The sequence below is a fragment of the Streptococcus hyovaginalis DSM 12219 genome (assembly GCF_000420785.1).
GTDB classification, from domain to species: Bacteria; Bacillota; Bacilli; order Lactobacillales; family Streptococcaceae; genus Streptococcus; species Streptococcus hyovaginalis.
Genome location: NZ_ATVP01000014.1, coordinates 30,044 through 51,846, shown reverse-complemented (window position 1 = coordinate 51,846; position 21,803 = coordinate 30,044). Strand labels below are relative to the sequence as shown.

The window sequence follows — 21,803 nt, the reverse complement described above, 5'->3', positions numbered from 1 at the left end:
GAATTAACACCTTATGCGTCTTCTATCTTGCTGGACCCTGAATATGGTCTTCCAGCGACTAAAGTCCGTCATGAAGAAGCAGGACTACTCCTAGCTTACGAGAAAACAGGCTACGATGCCACCACAACAAGCCGTCTTCCAGACTGCCTGGATGTGTGGTCAGCCAAACGCATCAAAGAGGCCGGCGCTGATGCTGTCAAATTCTTGCTCTATTATGATGTAGATGGGGACAAAGCTGTTAACGATCAAAAACAAGCCTATATCGAACGTATCGGTTCGGAGTGTCAGGCTGAAGACATCCCCTTCTATCTTGAAATCTTATCTTATGATGAAAACATCGCTGATAACAATAGTCCAGAATTTGCCAAAGTCAAAGCCCATAAAGTCAATGGTGCCATGAAAGTCTTTTCAGATTCTCGCTTTGGTGTTGATGTGCTCAAAGTAGAAGTGCCGGTTAACATGAACTTTGTGGAAGGATTTGCAGAGGGAGAGGTGCTTTACAGCAAGGAAGAGGCTGCCCAAGCTTTCCGTGATCAAGAAGCAGCGACCGAATTGCCTTATATCTACTTGAGTGCTGGTGTGTCAGCTAAACTCTTCCAAGAGACCTTGGTCTTTGCGGCAGAATCTGGAGCCAACTTCAATGGGGTCCTTTGTGGGCGTGCGACCTGGGCTGGTGCTGTTGAGGTTTATATCAAAGAAGGCAGTGAGGCTGCTCGTGAGTGGTTGCGTACGGAAGGTTTCCGCAACATTGACGAACTCAACAAGGTGCTTGACAGCACAGCTACATCTTGGGAGTCTAAAGTTAACTAAGGTATCCTGTATTCACTCTCCAGGTATGGGACAAAAACAACAGCCACTTCAAGAAGTGGCTGTTAATCGTTTGAGGAAATTTTAAATTTATAATAGTCCCACCGCTTGTAGGTCTCCACATATTCGAGGATCCGATTTGTCTCACGACTACGCGTGGTATGTAATTGTAGTACAGCAGGTTCATTTCCTTTGATGTGCAACTGCTTAGCGATATGCTTTGGACATGGAAAACAAATTTCATTAGTCTCTTCAAAAGCTTCGTCTGGCATACTAATCTTAAAATCCTCCTGAAATCTTTGATAGATGGAGTGAAAATGCTCAAGATTTTCATAGGGAGATTTGATGTAGTCATGCGGTATATGACTTTGGTGGTAGATATAGGGCTCTCCAGCAGCTTGTCTGACGCGTGTGATCTGATAGTAGAACTCTGTCTTGTGGAGCCCTAATTTCGTCAAGTAATCAGGGTGATTTCCCTTGGTCATACTGAGTACGGTAACCTGTTCTTCATCTGGGCAGAATACTTCTACATCTGAAAATTTAACCAAAGCTTCTAGGCGAGAGCGAGAAACAAAGGTTCCTATGCCTTGCTTACGTTCCACCAGGCCTTCGCGCTCAAGTTCATTGAGAGCTCTAATAGCGGTTATTGAACTCACATTAAAGTGATTGACCAAGTCGGACTCGGTATGGAAGCGATCCCCTTTTTTAAATTTTCCTGTTAAAATTTGGTTTTTTAACATATTGATTAATTGCTGATACTTCGGTATTTTAGGTGCTTTCATCTTCTTATATTTCCCTGGAATACTATATTTCGCTTAAATTATAACAGAAAAAGCAAAAAAATAGAAAAAATAACTTGATATAACAAGACAAAAGTGTTATTATAATAACGAGATAATCAGTAAGCGGTTACAAAATCAACAACTAATCGCAGAAAGGAGCTATTTCATGAAAAGCTTTACAATTGGTGAAGAGTTTTACTTAGATAATCGTCCCTTTAAGATATTATCTGGCGCTATTCATTATTTTAGGATTTCACCAGATGATTGGTATCACTCTTTGTATAATCTTAAGGCTCTTGGGTTCAATACAGTCGAAACGTATGTTCCTTGGAATATGCACGAGTCACAAGAAGGTGTCTATGACTTCGAGGGTATCTTGGATGTGGAAAAATTTCTTTCCATAGCGCAAGATTTAGGTCTCTACGCTATTGTAAGACCGACTCCCTATATCTGTGCAGAGTGGGAATTTGGTGGTTTACCAGCCTGGCTATTGGAAAAACAAGTGAAAATTCGATCTGATGATCCTGAATTTCTGACCTACGTTGAGCGTTACTATAAAGTCTTACTGCCCAAGTTAGCCAAAAGACAGCTCGAACAAGGCGGCAATATTCTGATGTTCCAGGTTGAAAACGAGTATGGTTCATATGGTGAGAATAAAAATTACTTGCGGCAGTTGAAGCGGCTTATGGAAGCTCAAGGTCTAACAGCACCATTTTTCACTTCAGATGGTGCTTGGCAGGCAACGATGAGAGCTGGAAGTTTAATCGAAGATGATGTCTTAGTGACTGGTAACTTTGGTTCCAAAGGTAAGATTAACTTTTCAAACATGAAAGCTTTCTTCCAGCAACATGACAAAAAATGGCCACTCATGTGTATGGAATTTTGGGACGGTTGGTTTAATCGGTGGAAAGAACCGGTTATTAGACGGGATCCAGAAGAACTAGCTGATTCTGTTATGGAAGTCTTAGCTGAGGGAAGCATTAATCTCTACATGTTTCATGGTGGTACAAACTTTGGTTTCATGAATGGTGCTTCAGCTCGTAGAGACAAAGATCTACCGCAAGTAACTTCCTACGACTACGATGCTATTTTGGATGAAGCTGGTAACCCTAGTCCAAAGTTTTATGCCTTGCAAAATCGCTTGAAAGAAGCATTTCCTGACTTAGATTATAGGGAACCGCTGATCAAAGAAACGATGGCAATCGAGGCTGTTCCCTTGAAACGAAAGGTTACTTTAAAAGGTACTATCGAGTCGCTATCTAGACCCTCCACTCATTTTTACCCAAAAAGCATGGAGGAACTTGGTCAGGCAACGGGTTATATCTTCTACAGCACACAGCTACCTAGAGATAAGGAGGAAGAAAGACTCCGCGTCATTGATGCTAGGGACAGAATACAGGTGTTTGTAGACAACCAGAAAGTAGCCACCCAATATCAAGAAGAAATTGGTGGCGATATTATGGTAAAACAGCAGACCGAATTAAGCCAACTGGATATTTTAGTTGAGAATATGGGGCGTGTGACTTATGGTCATAAACTAGAAGCGCCAACTCAGCGAAAAGGCCTAGGTAGAGGTTTGGTGGCAGATCTTCATTTTGTTGGCGATTGGGAGCACTATCCGCTGCCTCTGGAAAATATCGATGCTATCACCTATGAAGCAGAATGGCAGGAAGGTCTTCCGAGTTTTTATGAGTTTGAGTTTGAGTGTCAAAATCCCCAAGATACCTACTTAGACATGTCTCAGTTTGGTAAGGGGGTAGCCTTTATCAATGGCTATAATTTGGGAAGATTTTGGCAAGTAGGACCAACCTTATCACTTTATTTACCTGGAAGTTTCATTGAAAAAGGCATCAATAAGATAACGATTTTTGAGACGGAAGGTATCTACCAACAAAGTTTATCATTAAAAAATCATCCTATTTATAAGGAAATAGAAGGAGAAAATTTATGACAATTGTAGCAGCTCGTATTGATGGTCGTTTGATTCACGGTCAAGTTGCCAATCTATGGACAACGAAATTGAACATCAGTCGTATCATGGTGGTGGACAATGAAGTTGTTGACAGCGATTTGGAAAAAACAGGATTGAAATTAGCGACACCAGCTGGTGTGAAATTATCTATTTTAACAGAAGAAAAAGCTGCCGCTAATATTTTGTCAGGTCGCTACGATTCACAACGTCTCTTGATTGTCGCTAGAAGACCAGATCGCTTCTTGTCTTTGATTGAAAAAGGGGTTTCTATTCCTGAACTGAACGTTGGGAACATGTCGCAAAGTCCTGAAACACGCTCTGTAACCCGCTCAGTGAATGTTGTGGATGAAGATATTGCAGCATTTGATGCGATCAATGCACACGGGACTAAAATCATTCACCAAATGGTGCCTAATGACAGTGCACAAGACTTTATGAGTCTTTTGCAAAAAGTCCGTTAATTATGAACTCTAAGCGCTGACTTAGTGTTAGCTTTTAACCCATTGAACATAGGTGAGGAGGCAGAAAAAGAATGGCTTGATCCCTCTCCTCAGTTGGATCATCCGATTTGTGTCTCCCATCACCTTTTGCATCTTATCTTTAGGAGGTTTCATCATGATTGAATGGTGGCAAATTCTATTACTTACTTTGTACTCTGCTTATCAAATCCTTGATGAGTTGACGATTAACTCTTCTGCAGGTTCTCCTGTATTTGCTGGATTTATTTCTGGTTTGATTATGGGAGATATGACAACAGGTCTTTTGATCGGTGGTAGTCTTCAATTGATGGTACTTGGTGTTGGTACCTTCGGTGGTGCATCTCGTATCGATGCCACTTCTGGTGCGGTTCTTGCGACAGCATTCTCAGTTGGTCAAGGTATCGAACCAGAGTTGGCGGTTTCAACGATTGCCGTTCCGGTAGCAGCTCTCTTGGTTTATACAGATATCCTAGGACGTTTCTCAACTACCTACTTTGCTCACCGTATCGATAAACATGTTGAAGATTTCAACTACAAAGCTATCGAACGTAACTATCTCTTAGGAGCTGTGCCATGGGCACTCTCTCGTGCACTTCCTGTATTCCTTGCTCTTGTTCTTGGTGGTGGCGCTGTTGAAGCTTTGGTAGATACCATTGCGAAATACCAATGGATTGCGGATGGTTTGACACTTGCTGGTAGAATGCTTCCTGGTCTCGGATTTGCGATCTTGCTTCACTACTTGCCAGTTAAAAAGAACTTGCATTACTTGGCTTTAGGTTTCGGTTTGACAGCAATGTTGACAACAATCTATGGCAACTTACAAACAGTATCTGGTACACTTGCAGGTATCATTGGCGAATCTGGCCTTAAAGAAACTGTCTTTGACGGCACACCATTCAAAGGTCTTCCAATGATTGGTATTGCCATCATCGGTGCAGCCTTGGCAACTCTACACTACAAAAACGAACAAAATGTGACAGTTGTTGAACACACAACAGAAGTTTCAGAAAGTGGGGAAATTGAAGATGACGAAATCTAATTATAAATTAACAAAAGCAGATTTTAATCAAATTAATAAACGTAGTCTCTTTACTTTCCAATGGGGCTGGAACTATGAGCGTATGCAAGGTTCAGGTTACCTTTACTTGATCTTGCCTCAACTACGTAAAATTTACGGAGACGGTACACCAGAATTGCAAGAAATGATGAAAACCCATGTGCAATTCTTTAACACATCAAACTTCTTCCACACCATTATCACTGGTATTGACCTTGCCTTGGAAGAAAACGAAGGGGTATCTTCTAAAGATGCCGTTAACGGTGTGAAAACTGGTTTGATGGGACCATTTGCTCCTATCGGTGACTCACTTTTTGCCTCACTTGTGCCATCAATCATGGGATCTGTAGCAGCATCATTGGCCACAAACGGTAATCCAATTGGTGTCTTCCTTTGGGTAGCTGTTAACATTGCTATTATGGTCTTTCGTTGGAAACAATTGGAATTTGCCTACAAAGAAGGTACCAAATTGGTAACAACCATGCGCGATAAGTTGAGTGCCTTGGTTGATGCTGCATCTGTTATGGGGGTATTCATGGTCGGTGCCTTGATCGCTACTATGATCAACTTCCAGTTTGTAGCTTCTCCTAAAGTTGGGGATAAGGTAATCAACATTCAAGACTTGTTTGATCAAATCTTCCCACGTCTTGTACCTGCACTCTTCACAGCCCTTGTCTTTTGGCTACTAGGTCGTAAAGGTATGAGCTCAACTAAAGCTATCTTGATTATCATTGTCTTTGCGCTTGTCATGGCTTACTTCAAGATTCTCGGTGTGTAATAGGAGGGTATTTTGGTAAAAGATTTAATTTTAGTAAGTCATGGTCATTTTAGTGAAGAACTCAAAAAAAGTACTGAAATGATCATGGGTCCACAAGAAAATATTCATGCAGTGGGTCTCCTTCCTGAAGAAGGGGCAGAAGATTTTGAAGCAAAATTAGTCAATGTCTTGAAAGACTTGGATGACTATGTTGTCCTTGCGGACTTGATGGGAGGTACACCATGTAATGTGGCTAGTCGTCTCTTGATGCAGGGATATGATTTCGAACTCTTTGCGGGAATGAATATGCCAATGGTTATTGGTTTCATCAATAGCAGTCTAGTCGGTGAAGCAATTGATCTAAAAGCTTTTGGAGCTGACAATATCCATCGAATCAACGATGTTTTGACAGCGTTGGATGACGATGATGAGGAATAATGACATTTCATTGGCAGTCAGTCTTTGATTGCATGGTGTATCATAGAAAAGCATCACATGCTTTAGCATGTGATGCTTTTTGGTTTTGTTACTTAAGAGCACTTAGGGCAGCGTCAAAGCTTTGAGATTTAGCTTGGACAGTTATGGGTTGAAGAGTGAGAGGATGTGTAATGCTGAGCTTGTGAGCATGTAGGAGTAATCGTCCTTTAGGTTTTGAGTGATAGAGGGGATCCCCAATGATCGGATGGTGGTCATGACTTAAATGTACTCTGATTTGGTGCGTGCGTCCAGTCTCTAGTTGGCAGTTGATCAAGCTAGCTTGTTTGAACTGTTTCAAAACGGTTACGTGAGTCAAGGCAATTTGGCCGTTGCGGTGATCGACGACGCGTTTACGACGGTCATGCCGGTGCCGCCCAATTGGCTTGTTGTAGGTGACTGTCTTCTGCGGCAGTTGCCCTTCGACTAAGGCCCAATACTGACGTTTGATCGCCTTATTTTCCAAGAGGCGATTCAGTATAGGCAATATAAAAGGGTTTTTCGCAAAAAGAATGGCACCACTTGTTTCCATATCCAGGCGGTGAACCACATAGCACGTTTTCCCGACAAAGGCTGACACGTGGTTTAGAAGCGCAATTTCTGTTGGCTCATTACCGTGTGTTTTCATTCCTTCAGGTTTATTTACAATGATGAGGTGTTCATCTTCGTAAAGAGTCTCAACCTGTCTAGGATCCCCAAATGGAATCTCCTTTTGAGGGTAGTCTTCTGAATCAAAGGAGAGTGTTATCTGGTCACCGAGATCAACGCTAGTTTGCCAATTAATCGGTGCTCCGTTGATCAAGACATGTTTCTTAATGCGTAAAAAATGCCTGATTTTACGCGGAATCAGAAAATGTTCTTCTAATAATTGTTTAACCGTTGTTTTGGGGTAAGGGTTTTGAATCGTTACAGTAAAGCTCATGATGCTATTATAACATTTGTCTGAGTTGAAGGTTAATGGAAGCTTAAGTAAAGCTAACTTGGTAGTTTGGAAACAGTTTTTTAAGGCTTTTCTATGGATAAAATTGCTATAATAGGCTTATGATGAAATTTGACAAATGGAAAAAGACATTAGAAAATCTTCTTTCTACAGATGATCAATCAGAGAGTGATAAGGTGTCCCCTAAAGACAAGGACGCCTCTGGTGCTTATGATGAAAATCCTGTCACTGATGACACCCAGATTTATGAAAGAGTGTCTGAGGAGACATCTCCCCATGTATCTCAAACGGCAAAAAAAGGGAGGAGAGCGAGCCGCTATCAGAAATATGGGCATCAAAAACATGACGATCGCGTGCGTTTGCGTGACCGTTTACTGAGACGTTATCCTAGACTGGCAGTTATAAAAAGAGTGATCCCTGATCGCGATGGCTGGTTCCGTCGTTTTTGGCGCCGCTACCATATTGGCAAGTTATTGCTTCTTGTGATTGCAATAGCCAGTCTTTTTGTAGGATCCTATCTCTTTTATTTAGCAAAAACGTCTAATGTTGAAGATTTACAATCAGCCCTTAAAGCGACGACTTTGATTTATGATAAAGACGAAGAGCAAGTCGGGAGCTTATCTGGGCAAAAAGGGACCTATGTTGAACTGGATGCGATCAGCGACAATCTCGAAAAAGCCGTCATTTCAACAGAAGACAGAACCTTTTATAAGAATAATGGGATTAACTTCTCACGTTTTGCTTTTGCTCTGGTGACCATGGGAAAATTTGGAGGAGGATCAACCATTACGCAGCAGTTAGCCAAAAATGCCTACCTGTCGCAAGAGCAAACCATTACCCGTAAAGCAAAGGAATTTTTCTTAGCCTTAGAGTTAACGAAAGAATATAGTAAAGATGAGATTCTGACCATGTATTTGAATAACGCCTACTTTGGTAACAGTGTGTGGGGTGTTGAAGATGCTAGTCAGAAATATTTTGGTCGTAGTGCAGCTGAATTAACATTGGAACAGTCTGCTATTTTAGCTGGTATGCTTAAAGGGCCTGAAATTTACAATCCAATTTATTCAATTGAAAATGCCACCAATCGCCGGAACACGATTTTGAGTGTGATGGTGGATGCCAAAGCAATCAGCCAGGAGGAAGCGGATCAAGCAGCTAGTGTTGATATTGCGAGTGAGCTGGTAGATACCTATAGTGGAACTTCCGATACTTATCAATATCCGTCTTATTTTGATGCGGTTATGGAAGAAGCTACTCGGGATTATGGCTTGTCAGAAGACGATATTGTTAACAAAGGTTATAAAATCTATACTGAGTTGGACCAGAATTATCAAGTTGGCATGCAGTATGTCTTTGACAATACCGCCTACTTCCCGGTCGCTGCTGATGGGGAGATAGCTCAAGGGGCCAGCGTTGCTATGGATCCTAAAACAGGTGCTGTGAGAGGGCTTGTCGGGCGTATCTCAAGTACCAGTCAATCTTTCCGAAGCTTTAACTATGCCACACAAGCTAAGCGTAGCCCGGGGTCGACGATTAAGCCATTGGTTGTCTATGCACCCGCGATTGCTGAAGGCTATTCGATTAACCGTTTGTTACCCAATACACCTATTGACTATAATGGATACCAACCTGAAAATTATGCCGGTTACGTATCAGAAGATGTGCCCATGTACCAAGCCTTGGCGAATTCCTACAATATTCCTGCAGTTTATTTGTTGGATAAAATGGGTGTTTCAACAGCCTTTAACTATGGGAAGAAATTCGGTATTAATATGTCAACAGCCAATGAGGAGTTGGGGGTTGCGCTTGGAGGCAGTGTGACGACTAGCCCTCTAGTAATGGCTCAGGCCTACGCTACATTTGCTAACGATGGTGTTATGCCACGCGCACACCTGATTACCCGAATTGAGACCGCCAGTGGTAAAATCATTAAGCAATTTAAAGAAAGCCACAAACGTGTGATCAGCCAGAGTGCCAATGCGAAAATGACGAGCATGATGCTGGGGACATTTTCAAACGGCTCAGCTGTCAATGCCAATGCTTATGGCTATACCATGGCTGGCAAAACGGGAACAACTGAGACAGAATTTGACCCTAATTTGGCCAGCGACCAATGGGTTGTCGGCTATACGCCGGACGTGGTCTTGAGTCAGTGGATCGGTTTTGATAAGACGGATGAATCGCACTATCTCAGTGATGCCAGCTCAGGAACGGCCTCAACCCTCTTTAGTACCGTCGCTAGTAATGTCTTACCGTATACACAAGGTTCGACCTTCGATGTCGAGAATGCCTACATTTCAGATGGCTTGACGCCAACTTATACAGCTAATCCTGAGGAAGCAGGAGATAGCTCGGCTCCAGATGTCTCAAATATTTTCGATGATTTGAAAAAAGGAGCAGAATCCGCTAAAAATAATTTTGATAAGGCTGTACAAGATGCTAACCTTGGTGACAAGGCTCGTCGCGCTTGGGATCTTATTCAAGGGTGGTTGAACTAACTTGCCACAGACATGGAAATATGGTAAAGTAAAGGTTACGGAGGCGTTATGGCACAGAAAAAAGCAAGCCTAGCGTGTACAGAGTGTGGTAGTCGAAACTACTCTATCGGAGTTTCCAGCAATCCCAAACCAACACGTCTAGAAGTCAACAAATTTTGTAAACATTGTCAAAAATATACAGTACATAAAGAAACGAGATAGGAGAGGAAGCGTGAAATTTATTCCGGGTATTTTTAGAGTTTTAAAAGATACAACGTGGCCAGATCGTAAACAGCGCTGGAAAGATTTTTTAGCAGTTATTGAATATACTGCATTCTTTACGCTTATTATTTATCTCTTTGATAAGTTACTGTCGACAGGTATTGTGTCTATTTTGAATATCTTTTAATAGAAAGTAAGCTGGATAGCCGGCTTATTTTTTATTTTTAAGTAGGCATTCACCCCCTAATTATGATATAATGTAGCTAGAAATCTAGCCCATATAGGCTTTTTATTATGCCATTAGGGAGAGACCTCAATTAAAACATAACATCACTTACCCTGGGATTTACATCCTTCAATGATACAAAGGAGATCATTCATGTTAGATTCATTCGATAAGGGCTGGTTCGTCCTTCAAACTTATTCGGGATATGAGAATAAAGTAAAAGAAAACCTCTTGCAACGTGCGCAAACTTATAACATGTTAGACAATATTTTGCGCGTGGAGATTCCGACTCAAACCGTAAACGTGGAAAAAAATGGGAAAACCAAGGAAGTGGAAGAAAATCGCTTCCCAGGTTATGTCCTTGTTGAAATGGTCATGACTGATGAAGCTTGGTTTGTGGTACGTAATACACCAAATGTTACAGGGTTTGTCGGCTCACACGGTAACCGTTCAAAACCTACCCCGCTATTGGAAGAAGAAATTCGTGCGATCCTCGTCTCTATGGGACAAACTGTTGAGGTTATTGATACTAACATCAAAGCTGGCGATGTGGTTCAGATCATCGATGGTGCCTTTATGGGACAAGAAGGCCGTGTTGTTGAGATTGACGGCAACAAGGTGAAATTAATGATTAGCATGTTTGGTACTGAAACACAGGCTGATCTCGAACTCTACCAAATCGCGGAGTTGTCTTAATCGCCAATTATTATTTGAGACTCCGCATCTTTGCGGAGTTTTTTATTCTTTTTAGAGAAAGGGAGCCTCATGAAATCATTTAAAGCCATGTATCTTGATGAAAAAAATGGTCAGCTGAATTTTGGTCTCAAGACCATTAACTTAGATGATCTCAGTCAAGGAGATATTCTGATCAAGGTCGCCTATAGTTCACTTAACTACAAGGATATGTTGGCTGTTCAGCCTAAGGGAGGTGTCATTCGTAGCTATCCCATGATTCCGGGGATTGATTTGGCTGGGACAGTGGTCTCATCAGAAAGTGATGGCTTTACTCTAGGACAAGAAGTTCTCGTGACTGGCTATGAGCTGGGCATGTCTCATACGGGTGGTTTTTCAGAGTATGCGCGTGTTCCTAAGGAATGGGTGATGCCTTTGCCAGAGGGGGTGTCGCTTAAAGATGTCATGGTTTATGGGACAGCAGGACTGACAGCTATCTTGTCGATTTTAGCTTTGGAAAAGGCTGGTTTATCTGAAAACAAAGAAGCGCGTCTTTTAGTCACGGGAGCTAGTGGCGGCGTTGGCTCTATCGCTTTAGCGCTCTTGAAGGCACGCGGTTATCAGAATGTCACAGCCTTGATTCGCAAGGATTACCAAGAAGATATGGTTAGAGCACTGGGTGCAGACCGGGTTATCCGTCCAGAAGCCATTTTTATCAAAGAAAAACCGCTCCTTTTGAAAGAGCAGTACGATTTTATCCTAGATACTGTCGGTGGTGATGTGGTTGGTCATCTGATCCCACAGCTAGCCTACGGAGGTGCTATCTCCTTATGTGGCAATGCCGCAGGTATTTCGCTTAATACCACAGTTTTGCCTTTTATTCTGCGTGGGATTAGTCTTTTGGGGATTGATTCGGTTCAGATCAGTCAGGAAAAGCGTCTAGAAGCTTGGAAAGAATTGGCTAAGCATAGGGAAGTTTTAGCTATTTTGAAGACTGATCAGATTGATCTGGAAGTGATTCCCTCTGTACTCGATAAGCTGAAAAAAGGACAACACCTGGGTCGGACCCTTGTTGCTATTACAGAAAACTAAATAGACCAAAAACTGAAAGGAAGGATGAGAACTTCTTTTCAGTTTTTTGACTTTGATTATCTTGTTATACGTTTTGCCTATTAATGATTAGCGAAAATAACTATTATAAGGCATTGGCTTTACATGTTATCATAAGAGCTATGTCAATGCTTTCAAGCAAAAAGCATGTTTGGTTCAATATAATCATGTTAGGAGAAACGTGTGGAAAATCATAATTTTGAAAATGAGGGTCAATACAAGCGAGAGATGAACAGTCGTCACTTGCAGATGCTGTCCATTGGTGGTGTTATTGGGACGGGTCTTTTTTTGAGTTCAGGTTATACCATTGCTCAGGCGGGACCTTTAGGAGCTATTGTGTCCTATCTTTTTGGTGGGGTTATGGTCTATTTGGTCATGTTTTCTTTGGGAGAGCTGTCTGTAGCCATGCCGGTGACGGGCTCCTTTCATACCTACGCTACTAAGTACATCAGTCCAGGAACAGGCTTCATGGTGGCCTGGATGTACTGGCTTTGCTGGGTAGTTGCCTTAGCGTCGCAATTTGTTGGCGCCGCTCTTTTAGCCCAGCGCTGGTTTCCGGATGTCCCTGTTTGGGTTTTTGCGACACTTTTTGCAGCCTTGGTATTTGGCTTAAACATGCTGAGTGTAGGGTGGTTTGCCAAGGTAGAGACTTATTTTTCTAGCATTAAAGTTTATGCTATTGGTATTTTTATCATCCTAGGTCTCTTGGCTATGTTTGGTGTTTTATCTTTTAATGGGACTTCTTCGGCGCCTTTGTTTGCTAATATTAGGTCTTCTGGTTTCTTGCCAAACGGTGTTGTCGGATTAGTATCTGTCATGCTGTCGGTTAACTACGCCTTTTCAGGGGTTGAGATGATTGGTATTGCAGCAGGCGAAACGGACAATCCTAAAGAAGCAGTGCCCAAGGCTATTAAATCAACGATCGGCCTTTTGGTGATTTTCTTTGTGTTGACCATGGTGGTCTTGGCGTCTCTCCTTCCTATGTCTGAAGCAGGCGTCAGCGAGGCTCCTTTTGTCCTGGTACTGGATAAGATTGGAATTCCTTATGCCGCGGATTTGATGAACTTGGTTATCTTGTCAGCAATTTTATCGGCATCAACGTCAGGTTTATACGCGACGAGTCGGATGCTCTGGTCTCTAGCTAATGAAGGCATGATTTCTAAAAACGTTGTTCGGATTAACAAGCACGGTGTGCCAATGCGGGCCATGTGGTTGTCAATGGCTGCGGTTGTTATTGCTTTGATCGCTAGTGTTTATGCGGCAGATACCATTTTCTTAGCATTGGTTTCTATTGCAGGTTTTGCGGTTGTGATCACCTGGCTATCGATTCCTTTGGCGCAGATCAACTTCAGGAAAGTCTTTTTGAAAGACCATTCAGAGTCCGAGTTGGCTTATAAAACGCCTTTCTCCCCAATCCTGCCTTGGATTACCATTATATTGCTGCTGGTTTCTGTTGTTGGTATTGCTTGGGATGAATCGCAACGCGCAGGCTTGTACTTCGGAGTGCCTTTTATGATTATTTGCTACCTTTATCATAAATGGAAATTTAGGACTTGGTAGGAGGACCTTATGGGACGATTTAAAGACTTATTAGAAAAACAAGAAACAATTATTTTACATGGTGCCCTAGGGACAGAGCTTGAAGCTAGAGGGTATGATATTAGTGGTAACTTATGGTCTGCCAAATTTCTCCTTGAAGACCCCTCTGTCATTCAAAAGATTCATGAGGACTATGTTTTAGCTGGAGCTGATATCATTACTACCTCGACTTATCAGGCTTCTTATGCGAGTTTGGAAGCGACAGGCTTATCTCAGAAAGAAGCTAAGACCATTATCATTAAGAGTGTTGATTTAGCAAAGTCTGCTAGAGACAAGGTTTGGTCAGAGCTCTCTGAAGATGAGAAAGCAGGCCGGATTTTGCCTTTGATCTCTGGTGATGTGGGGCCTTATGCAGCTTACTTATCAGATGGCTCGGAATATACGGGCGATTATGGTCAGGTTAGTAAAGAGGACCTCAAAGAGTTTCACCGCTCTAGACTCTCTCTTTTTGTGGCAGAAGGTGTTGATTTATTAGCACTGGAAACCATGCCCAATCTTTTGGAAATCCAAGCTTTGATCGAATTACTGGTGGAAGAATTTCCGACTGTGGAAGTTTATCTGAGCATCACTTCTCAAGATGGTCAGCATCTATCAGACGGATCTGACTTGAAAGCAGTAGTCAGCTTGGTAGAGCAGTCTCAACAGATTCTGGCACTTGGGATTAACTGTAGCTCTCCGCAGGTGGTTGAAGAGGTTCTAGCGACTTTCAGTAAACTGACGGATAAACACTTAGTGGCTTACCCTAACTCGGGTGAAGTTTATGACGGTAAAACACAAACTTGGTCACATGGTGATAAAGTACAGGCATCTCTTGCCCAGTGTCACAAGGACTGGCAGCTGCAGTTCCCTCAATTAAGGTTGCTTGGAGGCTGTTGCCGGACAAGACCGGCAGATATCGCTGACATTAAAAATCACATTGGAACAGTGTCATATTGAAAAAAGGATCAACAGAAGTTGGTTCTTTTTTCATAAGGCAAGCTTATGAAGAAATTAGTTTCAATAATGTTATGGGATTGACTTCCAGTCAGTTGCCATCGGAAAGTATTTTCTCTTTTTAAGAAAATATTGAAATATACCTGTGTAAGCGCTATACTCTTCTTGAGGAGGATCTTATGGCTGATTTAATTAAGAAGATAGGGCCGCTTATAGAATCCTATTTAGAGTCGATGACAAGTACCGAAAAAATGATTGCTCAATTTTTCATTACGAACACTGATATCAGTGATTTATCGGCAGAATCAATCTGTCAAAGATTGCATATTTCTAAAGCTAGCTTGACCCGTTTTTCTCAAAAATGTGGCTTTAGGGGCTATCGTGAGTTTGCTTATTTTTATCAGGAATCCTTATCCAACGATACTGATCAATCCTATACACTTTTCAAAAAAGATGTGACCAAACGTGTTATGGCTGATTATGACCAGCTCTTACAAAAGACGTATTCTGTTTTGGATGAAGGGCAGCTGACACGGATTACGGGATGGCTTGAAGAGGCTAAGCGTATTTATTTGTATGGTAAGGGAAGTTCTGGTCAGGCTATCCGCGAGATGAAGACACGTTTTATGCGCTTAGGGTTGGTCTGTGATATTGCAACTGACGATGATGAATTACTCTGGGCCAGCCTCTTGGCTGATGAAACCTGCCTGGTATTTGGTGCCTCTATTTCAGGAAAGACCAAGTCCGTACTTCAGGCTTTGCAAAGGTCTAAGGAACACGGTGCGAAGACTGTCTTGTTGACGACACAAAAAGAAGCAGGTCAAGAAAGCCCCTGGGATGAGCTAGTCTTGCTAGCTTCTAGTGATAATCTTGCTTACGGCAATCGCATATCGCCTCAGTTTCCCTTGCTTTTAGTGTTTGATTGCCTTTTTGCATATTATTTAGCAATAGATAAACAAGATAGAGAGCATCGCTATCAACAAACCATTATTAAAAAGGAGGATTAGAAAAGCATGCTTCAAAAAAAGATATACGAACAGATAAAGGGTGGTGTCATCATTTCTTGTCAGGCATTGCCCGATGAGCCAATGTACTCAGAAAAAGGGGGAGTCATGCCACTCTTTGCCAAGGCGGCAGCCCAGGCGGGTGCAGTCGGTATCAGAGCTAATAGTGTCCGTGATATTAAAGAAATCAAGGAAGTGATTGATTTACCCATTATTGGTATCATAAAAAAAGATTATGTTGACGCGGATGCGTTTATCACGCCAACCATGGCTGAGGTTGATGCGCTAGTTGCCACAGGCGTCGAGATGATTGCCCTTGATGGTACAAGTTCAAACCGACCAAATGGCCAAAGCCTAGACGAGTTTGTAGCGCAGATTCGTAAGGCCTACCCAGATCAATTATTGATGGCAGATTGTTCAACTCTTGAAGAGATGGTTAAGGCTGAGCAGTTAGGTTTTGATTATATCGGAACAACCTTGGTTGGCTATACCAAACAAAGCAGGGACTTAGCCATTGCCTCAAATGACTTTGAACTGATTCGCAAAGCTCGGCAAGTGATTACCAAACCCATTATCGCTGAAGGTAATATTAATACTCCTGAAAAAGTAAGACGTGTTTTAGAATTGGGCGTAGATAGTGTTGTTGTTGGATCAGCCATTACGCGACCTTTGGTCATTGCCAAACCATTTATTGAAGCCGCAAACATAGACTAATATAGAAAGGAGATGCTATGTTTAAGAAATTTTCACGTTTAGGTCAAGCATTCATGCTGCCTATATCTATTTTACCTGTAGCGGGTTTATTGTTAGGGATTGGTGGAGCCCTGTCGAATCCTAATGCTGTAGCTCAGTTTCCGCTCTTACAACAGGACTGGTTACAAGTGATTTTTTCAGTGATGAATGGTGCAGGTGGCGCCGTCTTTAACAATATTGCCCTAATCTTTAGTATCGGAGTTGCTGTGGGATTGGCTGATTCTGATAAGGGAACCGCAGGACTTTCTGGCGGTGTTGCTTACTTGGTGTACACAGCTACTATCAGTAGTCTTCTGCAATTGTTCTCAGCTAAGGATGCGACCATTGATACGGGGGTGCTAGGCGCTCTTGTGATTGGTTATGTGGTTTCTGTCCTTCATAATAAGTACCGTCGCATTGAGCTACCGGCTTACCTAGGTTTCTTTGGTGGTTCTCGCTTTATTCCGATTATTTCTTCTTTGGTGGCTATTGTTATCGGAAGTATCTTTTATATTATTTGGCCACCAGTTCAAAACCTACTTGTGACGCTTGGCGAAGCGATTGCGACTATGGGAAGCTTCGGTTCTTTCTTGTATGGATTCTTCTTGCGTTTAACAGGCGCTGTCGGTCTTCATCATACGATTTACCCTATGTTTTGGTATACTTCGCTTGGTGGTGCAGAAGAAGTGGCTGGCAAGACCATTCAAGGTGCGCAAAATATTTTCTTTGCCCAATTGGCAGATCCTAACCATACGGGGCTCTTTACCTATGGCACACGTTTCTTTGCAGGACGTTTTGCAACAATGATGTTTGGTCTTCCTGCAGCCTGCTTGGCCATGTATCATGCCATTCCAAAAGTGAATCGCAAAGCCAACGGTTCCTTCTATTTTAGTAGTGCGCTCACTTCCTTCTTGACAGGGATTACAGAACCAATTGAATTTTCTTTCTTGTTTGTCGCACCATGGCTCTATGTGATTCATGCTTTCTTAGATGGGATGTCTTTCTTTGTTGCGGACTTATTGTCGATTCGTATTGGTAATTCTTTCTCAGGTGGTGTGATTGACTTCTTACTGTTTGGGGTTCTTCAAGGCAATGACAAAACCAATTGGCTTTTGGTCATTCCAGTTGGCCTAGTCTGGGCTAGTCTTTATTACGTGGTCTTTCGCTTTCTCATTAGTAAATTTAAAGTTGCCGTTCCAGGAATGGCTCTGAGCGAAGAGGGCGCTACACAAAGAGCACCAAAGGCAAATAGCACTTTGACAGAAACTTCTCGTGACATTATTGAAGCCCTAGGTGGTGAAGCTAATATTGAGCATGTCACAGCCTGCGCAACGCGCTTACGCGTATCTCTTGCGGATAGTCAACGTGTCGATAAAGAGAGCTTAAAAGCCATAGGAGCCACCGCTGTCTTAGATGTGGACAATGGTGTACAAGCCGTTTATGGCGGCAAAGCAATCCTCTATAGCCAGGAAATTAATGATATATTGGGGAAAGAGGAGTAGTATGTTACTTGTGAAAGTACTCTTATGCTAGTGTTGATGTTTATAATTAGTAGATAGAATCTCATTATTCTAAACTATTTTCAAGTCGAAAGAATTCTCCTGCTAGGGGTATCTCTTTCGATTTTTTTGTAAATGAATTTGCAGAAAATAATTACTAAAGAACAATTGGAAGGCTTGATGTACTACGTATACCAAGTATTGACTTACCAATCAATACTTAACCCATAAGCAAAGGAGAAGACGATGAGTATTCTGACCTTAAATGATATATTTCATTTTTCTGAGCAAGAGCTACCAAGGGTAAAATTACGTTTTCACGTTTGGGAAGGTAGTGTGGACTATACCAAGTCCTATTATCTAGCGGACAAGGAACAAGTGAATAATTGGAATATTTTTTATAATCCAGAAGGCAAAAACTATTTTCGTATTGGAGAAATCGTGGTCAACTTTATCAAAGTAGGTTACAACAAATGGTTATTAACAACGGTAAAGGAACTAACGGAGTAGCTACCTGTAACTTCTGGGTAGTCCTATGAGGGGAAGGTTCGTGAAGAATTTTCAGCCTATTTTGATCGCTTGATTATTGATTTTAAAGTTGGAATTTCTATCGTTCGTTATTTCGAGCGGTCTACGAAAGACATCGTTATTCGAGAACTACTACCTACTATTTGGACTGGGGATGATTTTCCTGGCTACGATAATATCCGTCTGTCTTATTATCAACTGGAGAGCATTTTCCGTCTACAAAAACAAGACTGGTTGACGGCACTTGGGAATCAGAAGGCTGTTTATTTGTTGACTGATAAGCAAACAGGCAAGTACTATGTTGGTTCTGCAATCAGTGACAGTGGCATGCTTTTGTCGCGTTGGCAATCCTATGTCCACAATGGGCATGGTGGCAATAAAGAGTTGCGTCAACTTGTCAAAGATGAAGGTTTTGATTATATCAAGACAAACTTTCCATATAGCCTTTTAGAAAATTACAACGGTAGAGTAGATGACCATCTCATTTTAGCTCGTGAATCATGGTGGAAAGAAACATTAAGGAGTAGAGAATTTGGATACAATGCCAATTAAATCTATGTTAGTAAGGAATGTAAAAGAAAAGAGGTGGGGATTATGCAAGAATGGGTAGTTGTCGATCAATTTGGAAATGTAATTGCACAAGGATTTTATGATAAACAGTCTGCAGAGTTGTATGCTCAGAATATTCCTAATGCAAGCGTTGAACTAAGAGATAAATTCTTTTTAAGCAGGGGACTATCCCACCTTTTTTCTTTCCTTTTTTCATGCTATAATTGTAAAGATTATAACTTTTCAAATAAAGGAAGGAAATAAGGGATGTTTGCGGTATGACCTGGCAAGCATCCTGGTCGGTTGTGTGGTATGATCAGAAGACTACTTTATAGCAAAAAGATCTGACTGCTATTACTTTTATCGACCGTGGTATGTTAATTATGGCTACTTTCAATCACAAAGACATTGAACCCAAATGGCAGGCTTTTTGGGCTGACAATCATACATTTAAAACAGGAACAGATGCATCAAAACCGAAGTTCTACGCTCTTGATATGTTCCCTTACCCATCAGGTGCTGGTCTCCACGTTGGACACCCTGAAGGCTACACAGCGACAGATATTCTTAGTCGTTTCAAACGTGCGCAAGGCTACAATGTTCTTCATCCAATGGGCTGGGACGCTTTTGGTCTTCCTGCAGAGCAGTACGCTATGGATACTGGTAATGACCCTGCAGAATTTACTGCGGAAAATATCGCCAATTTCAAACGTCAAATCAATGCGCTAGGATTTTCTTACGACTGGGATCGTGAAATCAACACAACTGACCCTAATTACTACAAATGGACGCAGTGGATTTTCACAAAATTATACGAAAAAGGCTTGGCTTATGAAGCTGAAGTGCCTGTGAACTGGGTTGAGGAATTGGGAACAGCCATCGCCAACGAAGAAGTGCTTCCTGATGGCACATCTGAACGTGGTGGCTACCCTGTTGTCCGTAAGCCAATGCGCCAATGGATGCTTAAAATCACAGCCTACGCTGAACGCCTTTTGGAAGATTTGGAAGAAGTGGATTGGCCAGAGTCCATCAAAGACATGCAACGCAACTGGATTGGGAAATCAACCGGTGCGCATGTGACTTTCAAAGTGAAAAATACAGACAAAGACTTTACTGTCTTTACAACACGTCCAGATACCCTTTTTGGGGCAACTTATGCGGTTATGGCGCCTGAGCATGACTTGGTAGATGTCATCACATCACCAGATCAAGCAGAAGCTATTGCCGAATACAAACGCGCCGCCAGCCTCAAATCTGACTTGGCACGTACCGACCTAGCCAAAGAAAAAACAGGTGTCTTTACAGGGGCCTACGCTATCAACCCTGTTAATGACAAAGAAATCCCAATTTGGATTTCTGATTATGTTCTTGCCAGCTACGGAACAGGTGCTATTATGGCGGTGCCAGCCCATGATGAACGTGACTGGGAATTTGCCAAACAATTTGGCTTAGACATTATCCCTGTCTTGGAAGGGGGCAATGTTGAGGAAGCAGCCTATACTGAAGACAGTCTTCATATCAATTCAGAATTTCTTGACGGCCTTAACAAAGAAGAAGCAATTGACAAGATGGTTGAATTCCTCGAAGAAAATGGCTTCGGTAAAAAACAAGTCAACTATCGTCTCCGTGACTGGCTCTTTAGCCGTCAACGTTACTGGGGTGAGCCAATTCCGATTATCCATTGGGAAGATGGTACATCAACAGCCCTTCCAGAGAGCGAATTGCCACTAGTGCTTCCTGTAACCAAGGATATTCGTCCCTCAGGAACTGGAGAATCACCACTTGCTAACATCACGGACTGGCTTGAAGTGACCCGTGAAGATGGGGTTATAGGACGTCGTGAGACCAATACTATGCCGCAATGGGCTGGTTCAAGCTGGTATTATCTTCGTTACATTGACCCACATAACGATGAGAAATTAGCTGATGAGGATCTCCTCAAACAATGGTTGCCAGTTGACATCTACATCGGTGGGGCTGAGCATGCTGTTCTTCACTTGCTCTATGCGCGCTTCTGGCACAAGGTTCTCTATGATTTGGGCGTTGTTCCTACCAAAGAACCATTCCAAAAACTCTTTAACCAAGGGATGATTTTGGGAACCAGCTACCGTGACCATCGTGGTGCCCTTGTTGCGACAGATAAGGTTGAAAAACGTGACGGCTCATTCTTCAACATCGAAACCGGTGAAGAACTTGAACAAGCACCTGCTAAGATGTCTAAATCCCTTAAAAACGTTGTCAACCCTGACGATGTGGTCGAACAATATGGAGCTGATACTCTTCGTGTCTATGAGATGTTCATGGGGCCACTTGACGCTTCCATTGCCTGGTCCGAAGAAGGTTTAGAAGGGGCTCGTAAGTTCCTTGACCGTGTTTACCGACTCATTACAACGAAGGAGATTTCTGCAGAAAATAGCGGCGCTTTGGATAAGGTTTACCATGAAACCGTTAAAGCCGTGACAGAACAAGTTGAAGAGCTTAAATTCAACACAGCTATTGCGCAGCTCATGATTTTTGTCAATGCTGCTAACAAAGAAGATAAACTCTTTATTGATTATGCCAAGGGCTTTGTTCAGCTCATTGCCCCATTCGCACCCCACTTGGGTGAAGAATTGTGGCAAATTTTGACGGCATCAGGAGAGTCTATCTCACATGTGGCTTGGCCAACTTGGGACGAAAGCAAACTCGTGGAAAATGAAATCGAAATCGTTGTCCAAATCAAAGGTAAAGTTCGTGCTAAACTGATCGTTCCAAAAGATGCTAGCCGAGAAGAACTCGAAGCACTAGCTATGGCTGACGAAAAAGTCCAAGCTGAAATTGCAGGCAAAGATATCATTAAAGTGATAGCAGTACCAAATAAATTGGTTAATATTGTTATAAAGTAAACCAATTCATTTGCTCATTTCCCACCTCAAAACCCCCACTGGAGCTTTTGAGTAGTTCCTAATAAGCTCGTTAACGTTGTAACCAAGTAGTTTCCTCGC

General features: G+C 42.2%; 20 protein-coding genes and 1 pseudogene. 19 read left to right on the top strand and 2 right to left on the bottom strand.

Annotated elements, in window-relative coordinates; genetic code table 11:
* A partial coding sequence (gene lacD / locus G574_RS0109215) for a tagatose-bisphosphate aldolase (RefSeq protein WP_029691944.1) occupies positions 1-810 on the top strand: 810 nt, incomplete at its 5' end.
* Between the two features lie 62 nt (positions 811-872).
* Here lacD and G574_RS0109210 read toward each other — a convergent pair.
* Positions 873-1,589 carry a GntR family transcriptional regulator gene (locus G574_RS0109210; protein WP_029691943.1) on the bottom strand — a complete coding sequence of 239 codons (717 nt, stop codon included), beginning with the start codon at positions 1,587-1,589 and terminating at the stop codon, positions 873-875.
* Positions 1,590-1,755: 166 nt separating this feature from the next.
* On the opposite strand from G574_RS0109210, the gene G574_RS0109205 reads away from it, so the two are divergent.
* The 5 genes from G574_RS0109205 to G574_RS0109185 all read left to right on the top strand — a co-directional run bounded on the left by G574_RS0109205 (position 1,756) and on the right by G574_RS0109185 (position 6,292).
* Positions 1,756-3,540: a glycoside hydrolase family 35 protein gene (locus tag G574_RS0109205; protein ID WP_029691941.1), complete on the top strand. Its 1,785-nt coding sequence runs from the start codon at positions 1,756-1,758 to the stop codon at positions 3,538-3,540.
* Entirely contained in the window at positions 3,537-4,022 is a 486-nt protein-coding gene (locus G574_RS0109200; RefSeq protein WP_029691940.1) for a PTS sugar transporter subunit IIB, read from the top strand. The genes G574_RS0109205 and G574_RS0109200 overlap by 4 nt, the downstream gene beginning before the upstream one ends.
* A 154-nt stretch (positions 4,023-4,176) precedes the next feature.
* Positions 4,177-5,079: a PTS mannose/fructose/sorbose/N-acetylgalactosamine transporter subunit IIC gene (locus G574_RS0109195; protein ID WP_029691939.1), complete on the top strand. Its 903-nt coding sequence runs from the start codon at positions 4,177-4,179 to the stop codon at positions 5,077-5,079.
* Positions 5,066-5,875: a PTS system mannose/fructose/sorbose family transporter subunit IID gene (locus G574_RS0109190; protein ID WP_017768683.1), complete on the top strand. Its 810-nt coding sequence runs from the start codon at positions 5,066-5,068 to the stop codon at positions 5,873-5,875. The genes G574_RS0109195 and G574_RS0109190 overlap by 14 nt, the downstream gene beginning before the upstream one ends.
* A 12-nt stretch (positions 5,876-5,887) precedes the next feature.
* Positions 5,888-6,292 (top strand): PTS sugar transporter subunit IIA, encoded by a 405-nt coding sequence (locus G574_RS0109185; protein WP_017768684.1) that lies wholly within the window; start codon positions 5,888-5,890, stop codon positions 6,290-6,292.
* Positions 6,293-6,380: 88 nt separating this feature from the next.
* Here the strand turns inward: G574_RS0109185 and G574_RS0109180 are convergent, their stop codons facing one another.
* A complete protein-coding gene (locus tag G574_RS0109180; RefSeq protein WP_029691938.1) occupies positions 6,381-7,250 on the bottom strand; it encodes an RluA family pseudouridine synthase in 870 nt (289 codons plus the stop codon).
* A 119-nt stretch (positions 7,251-7,369) separates the two neighbouring features.
* Between G574_RS0109180 and pbp2a the strand changes: the two genes are divergently transcribed.
* The 13 genes and pseudogenes from pbp2a to leuS all read left to right on the top strand — a co-directional run bounded on the left by pbp2a (position 7,370) and on the right by leuS (position 21,704).
* On the top strand, positions 7,370-9,766 hold the full coding sequence (pbp2a, locus tag G574_RS0109175; RefSeq protein WP_029691936.1) for a penicillin-binding protein PBP2A: 2,397 nt from the start codon (positions 7,370-7,372) through the stop codon (positions 9,764-9,766).
* A gap of 48 nt (positions 9,767-9,814) precedes the next feature.
* Complete coding sequence (gene rpmG / locus G574_RS11390) at positions 9,815-9,967, top strand: 50S ribosomal protein L33 (RefSeq protein ID WP_084677597.1); 153 nt, start codon at positions 9,815-9,817, stop codon at positions 9,965-9,967.
* 10 nt (positions 9,968-9,977) lie between these two features.
* On the top strand, positions 9,978-10,154 hold the full coding sequence (gene secE, locus G574_RS0109170) for a preprotein translocase subunit SecE (RefSeq protein WP_017768687.1): 177 nt from the start codon (positions 9,978-9,980) through the stop codon (positions 10,152-10,154).
* A gap of 192 nt (positions 10,155-10,346) precedes the next feature.
* Entirely contained in the window at positions 10,347-10,889 is a 543-nt protein-coding gene (gene nusG, locus G574_RS0109165; RefSeq protein ID WP_017768688.1) for a transcription termination/antitermination protein NusG, read from the top strand.
* A 69-nt stretch (positions 10,890-10,958) separates the two neighbouring features.
* A complete protein-coding gene (locus G574_RS0109160) occupies positions 10,959-11,957 on the top strand; it encodes a YhdH/YhfP family quinone oxidoreductase (protein WP_029691935.1) in 999 nt (332 codons plus the stop codon).
* A gap of 201 nt (positions 11,958-12,158) precedes the next feature.
* On the top strand, positions 12,159-13,535 hold the full coding sequence (locus tag G574_RS0109155; protein ID WP_029691934.1) for an amino acid permease: 1,377 nt from the start codon (positions 12,159-12,161) through the stop codon (positions 13,533-13,535).
* A gap of 9 nt (positions 13,536-13,544) precedes the next feature.
* A complete protein-coding gene (gene mmuM, locus G574_RS0109150; protein WP_029691932.1) occupies positions 13,545-14,510 on the top strand; it encodes a homocysteine S-methyltransferase in 966 nt (321 codons plus the stop codon).
* A gap of 176 nt (positions 14,511-14,686) precedes the next feature.
* A complete protein-coding gene (locus tag G574_RS0109145; RefSeq protein WP_029691931.1) occupies positions 14,687-15,514 on the top strand; it encodes a MurR/RpiR family transcriptional regulator in 828 nt (275 codons plus the stop codon).
* Between the two features lie 6 nt (positions 15,515-15,520).
* Entirely contained in the window at positions 15,521-16,225 is a 705-nt protein-coding gene (locus tag G574_RS0109140) for an N-acetylmannosamine-6-phosphate 2-epimerase (RefSeq protein ID WP_029691930.1), read from the top strand.
* Between the two features lie 17 nt (positions 16,226-16,242).
* Entirely contained in the window at positions 16,243-17,745 is a 1,503-nt protein-coding gene (locus G574_RS0109135; protein WP_029691929.1) for a PTS transporter subunit EIIC, read from the top strand.
* Positions 17,746-17,988: 243 nt separating this feature from the next.
* Positions 17,989-18,822, top strand: a pseudogene (locus G574_RS10970) (GIY-YIG nuclease family protein).
* A 42-nt stretch (positions 18,823-18,864) separates the two neighbouring features.
* Entirely contained in the window at positions 18,865-19,083 is a 219-nt protein-coding gene (locus tag G574_RS10965) for a hypothetical protein (protein WP_037590724.1), read from the top strand.
* 119 nt (positions 19,084-19,202) lie between these two features.
* Positions 19,203-21,704, top strand: coding sequence for a leucine--tRNA ligase (leuS, locus tag G574_RS0109120; protein ID WP_029691928.1), 2,502 nt, complete (start codon positions 19,203-19,205; stop codon positions 21,702-21,704).
* The last annotated feature ends 99 nt before the right edge of the window (positions 21,705-21,803 follow it).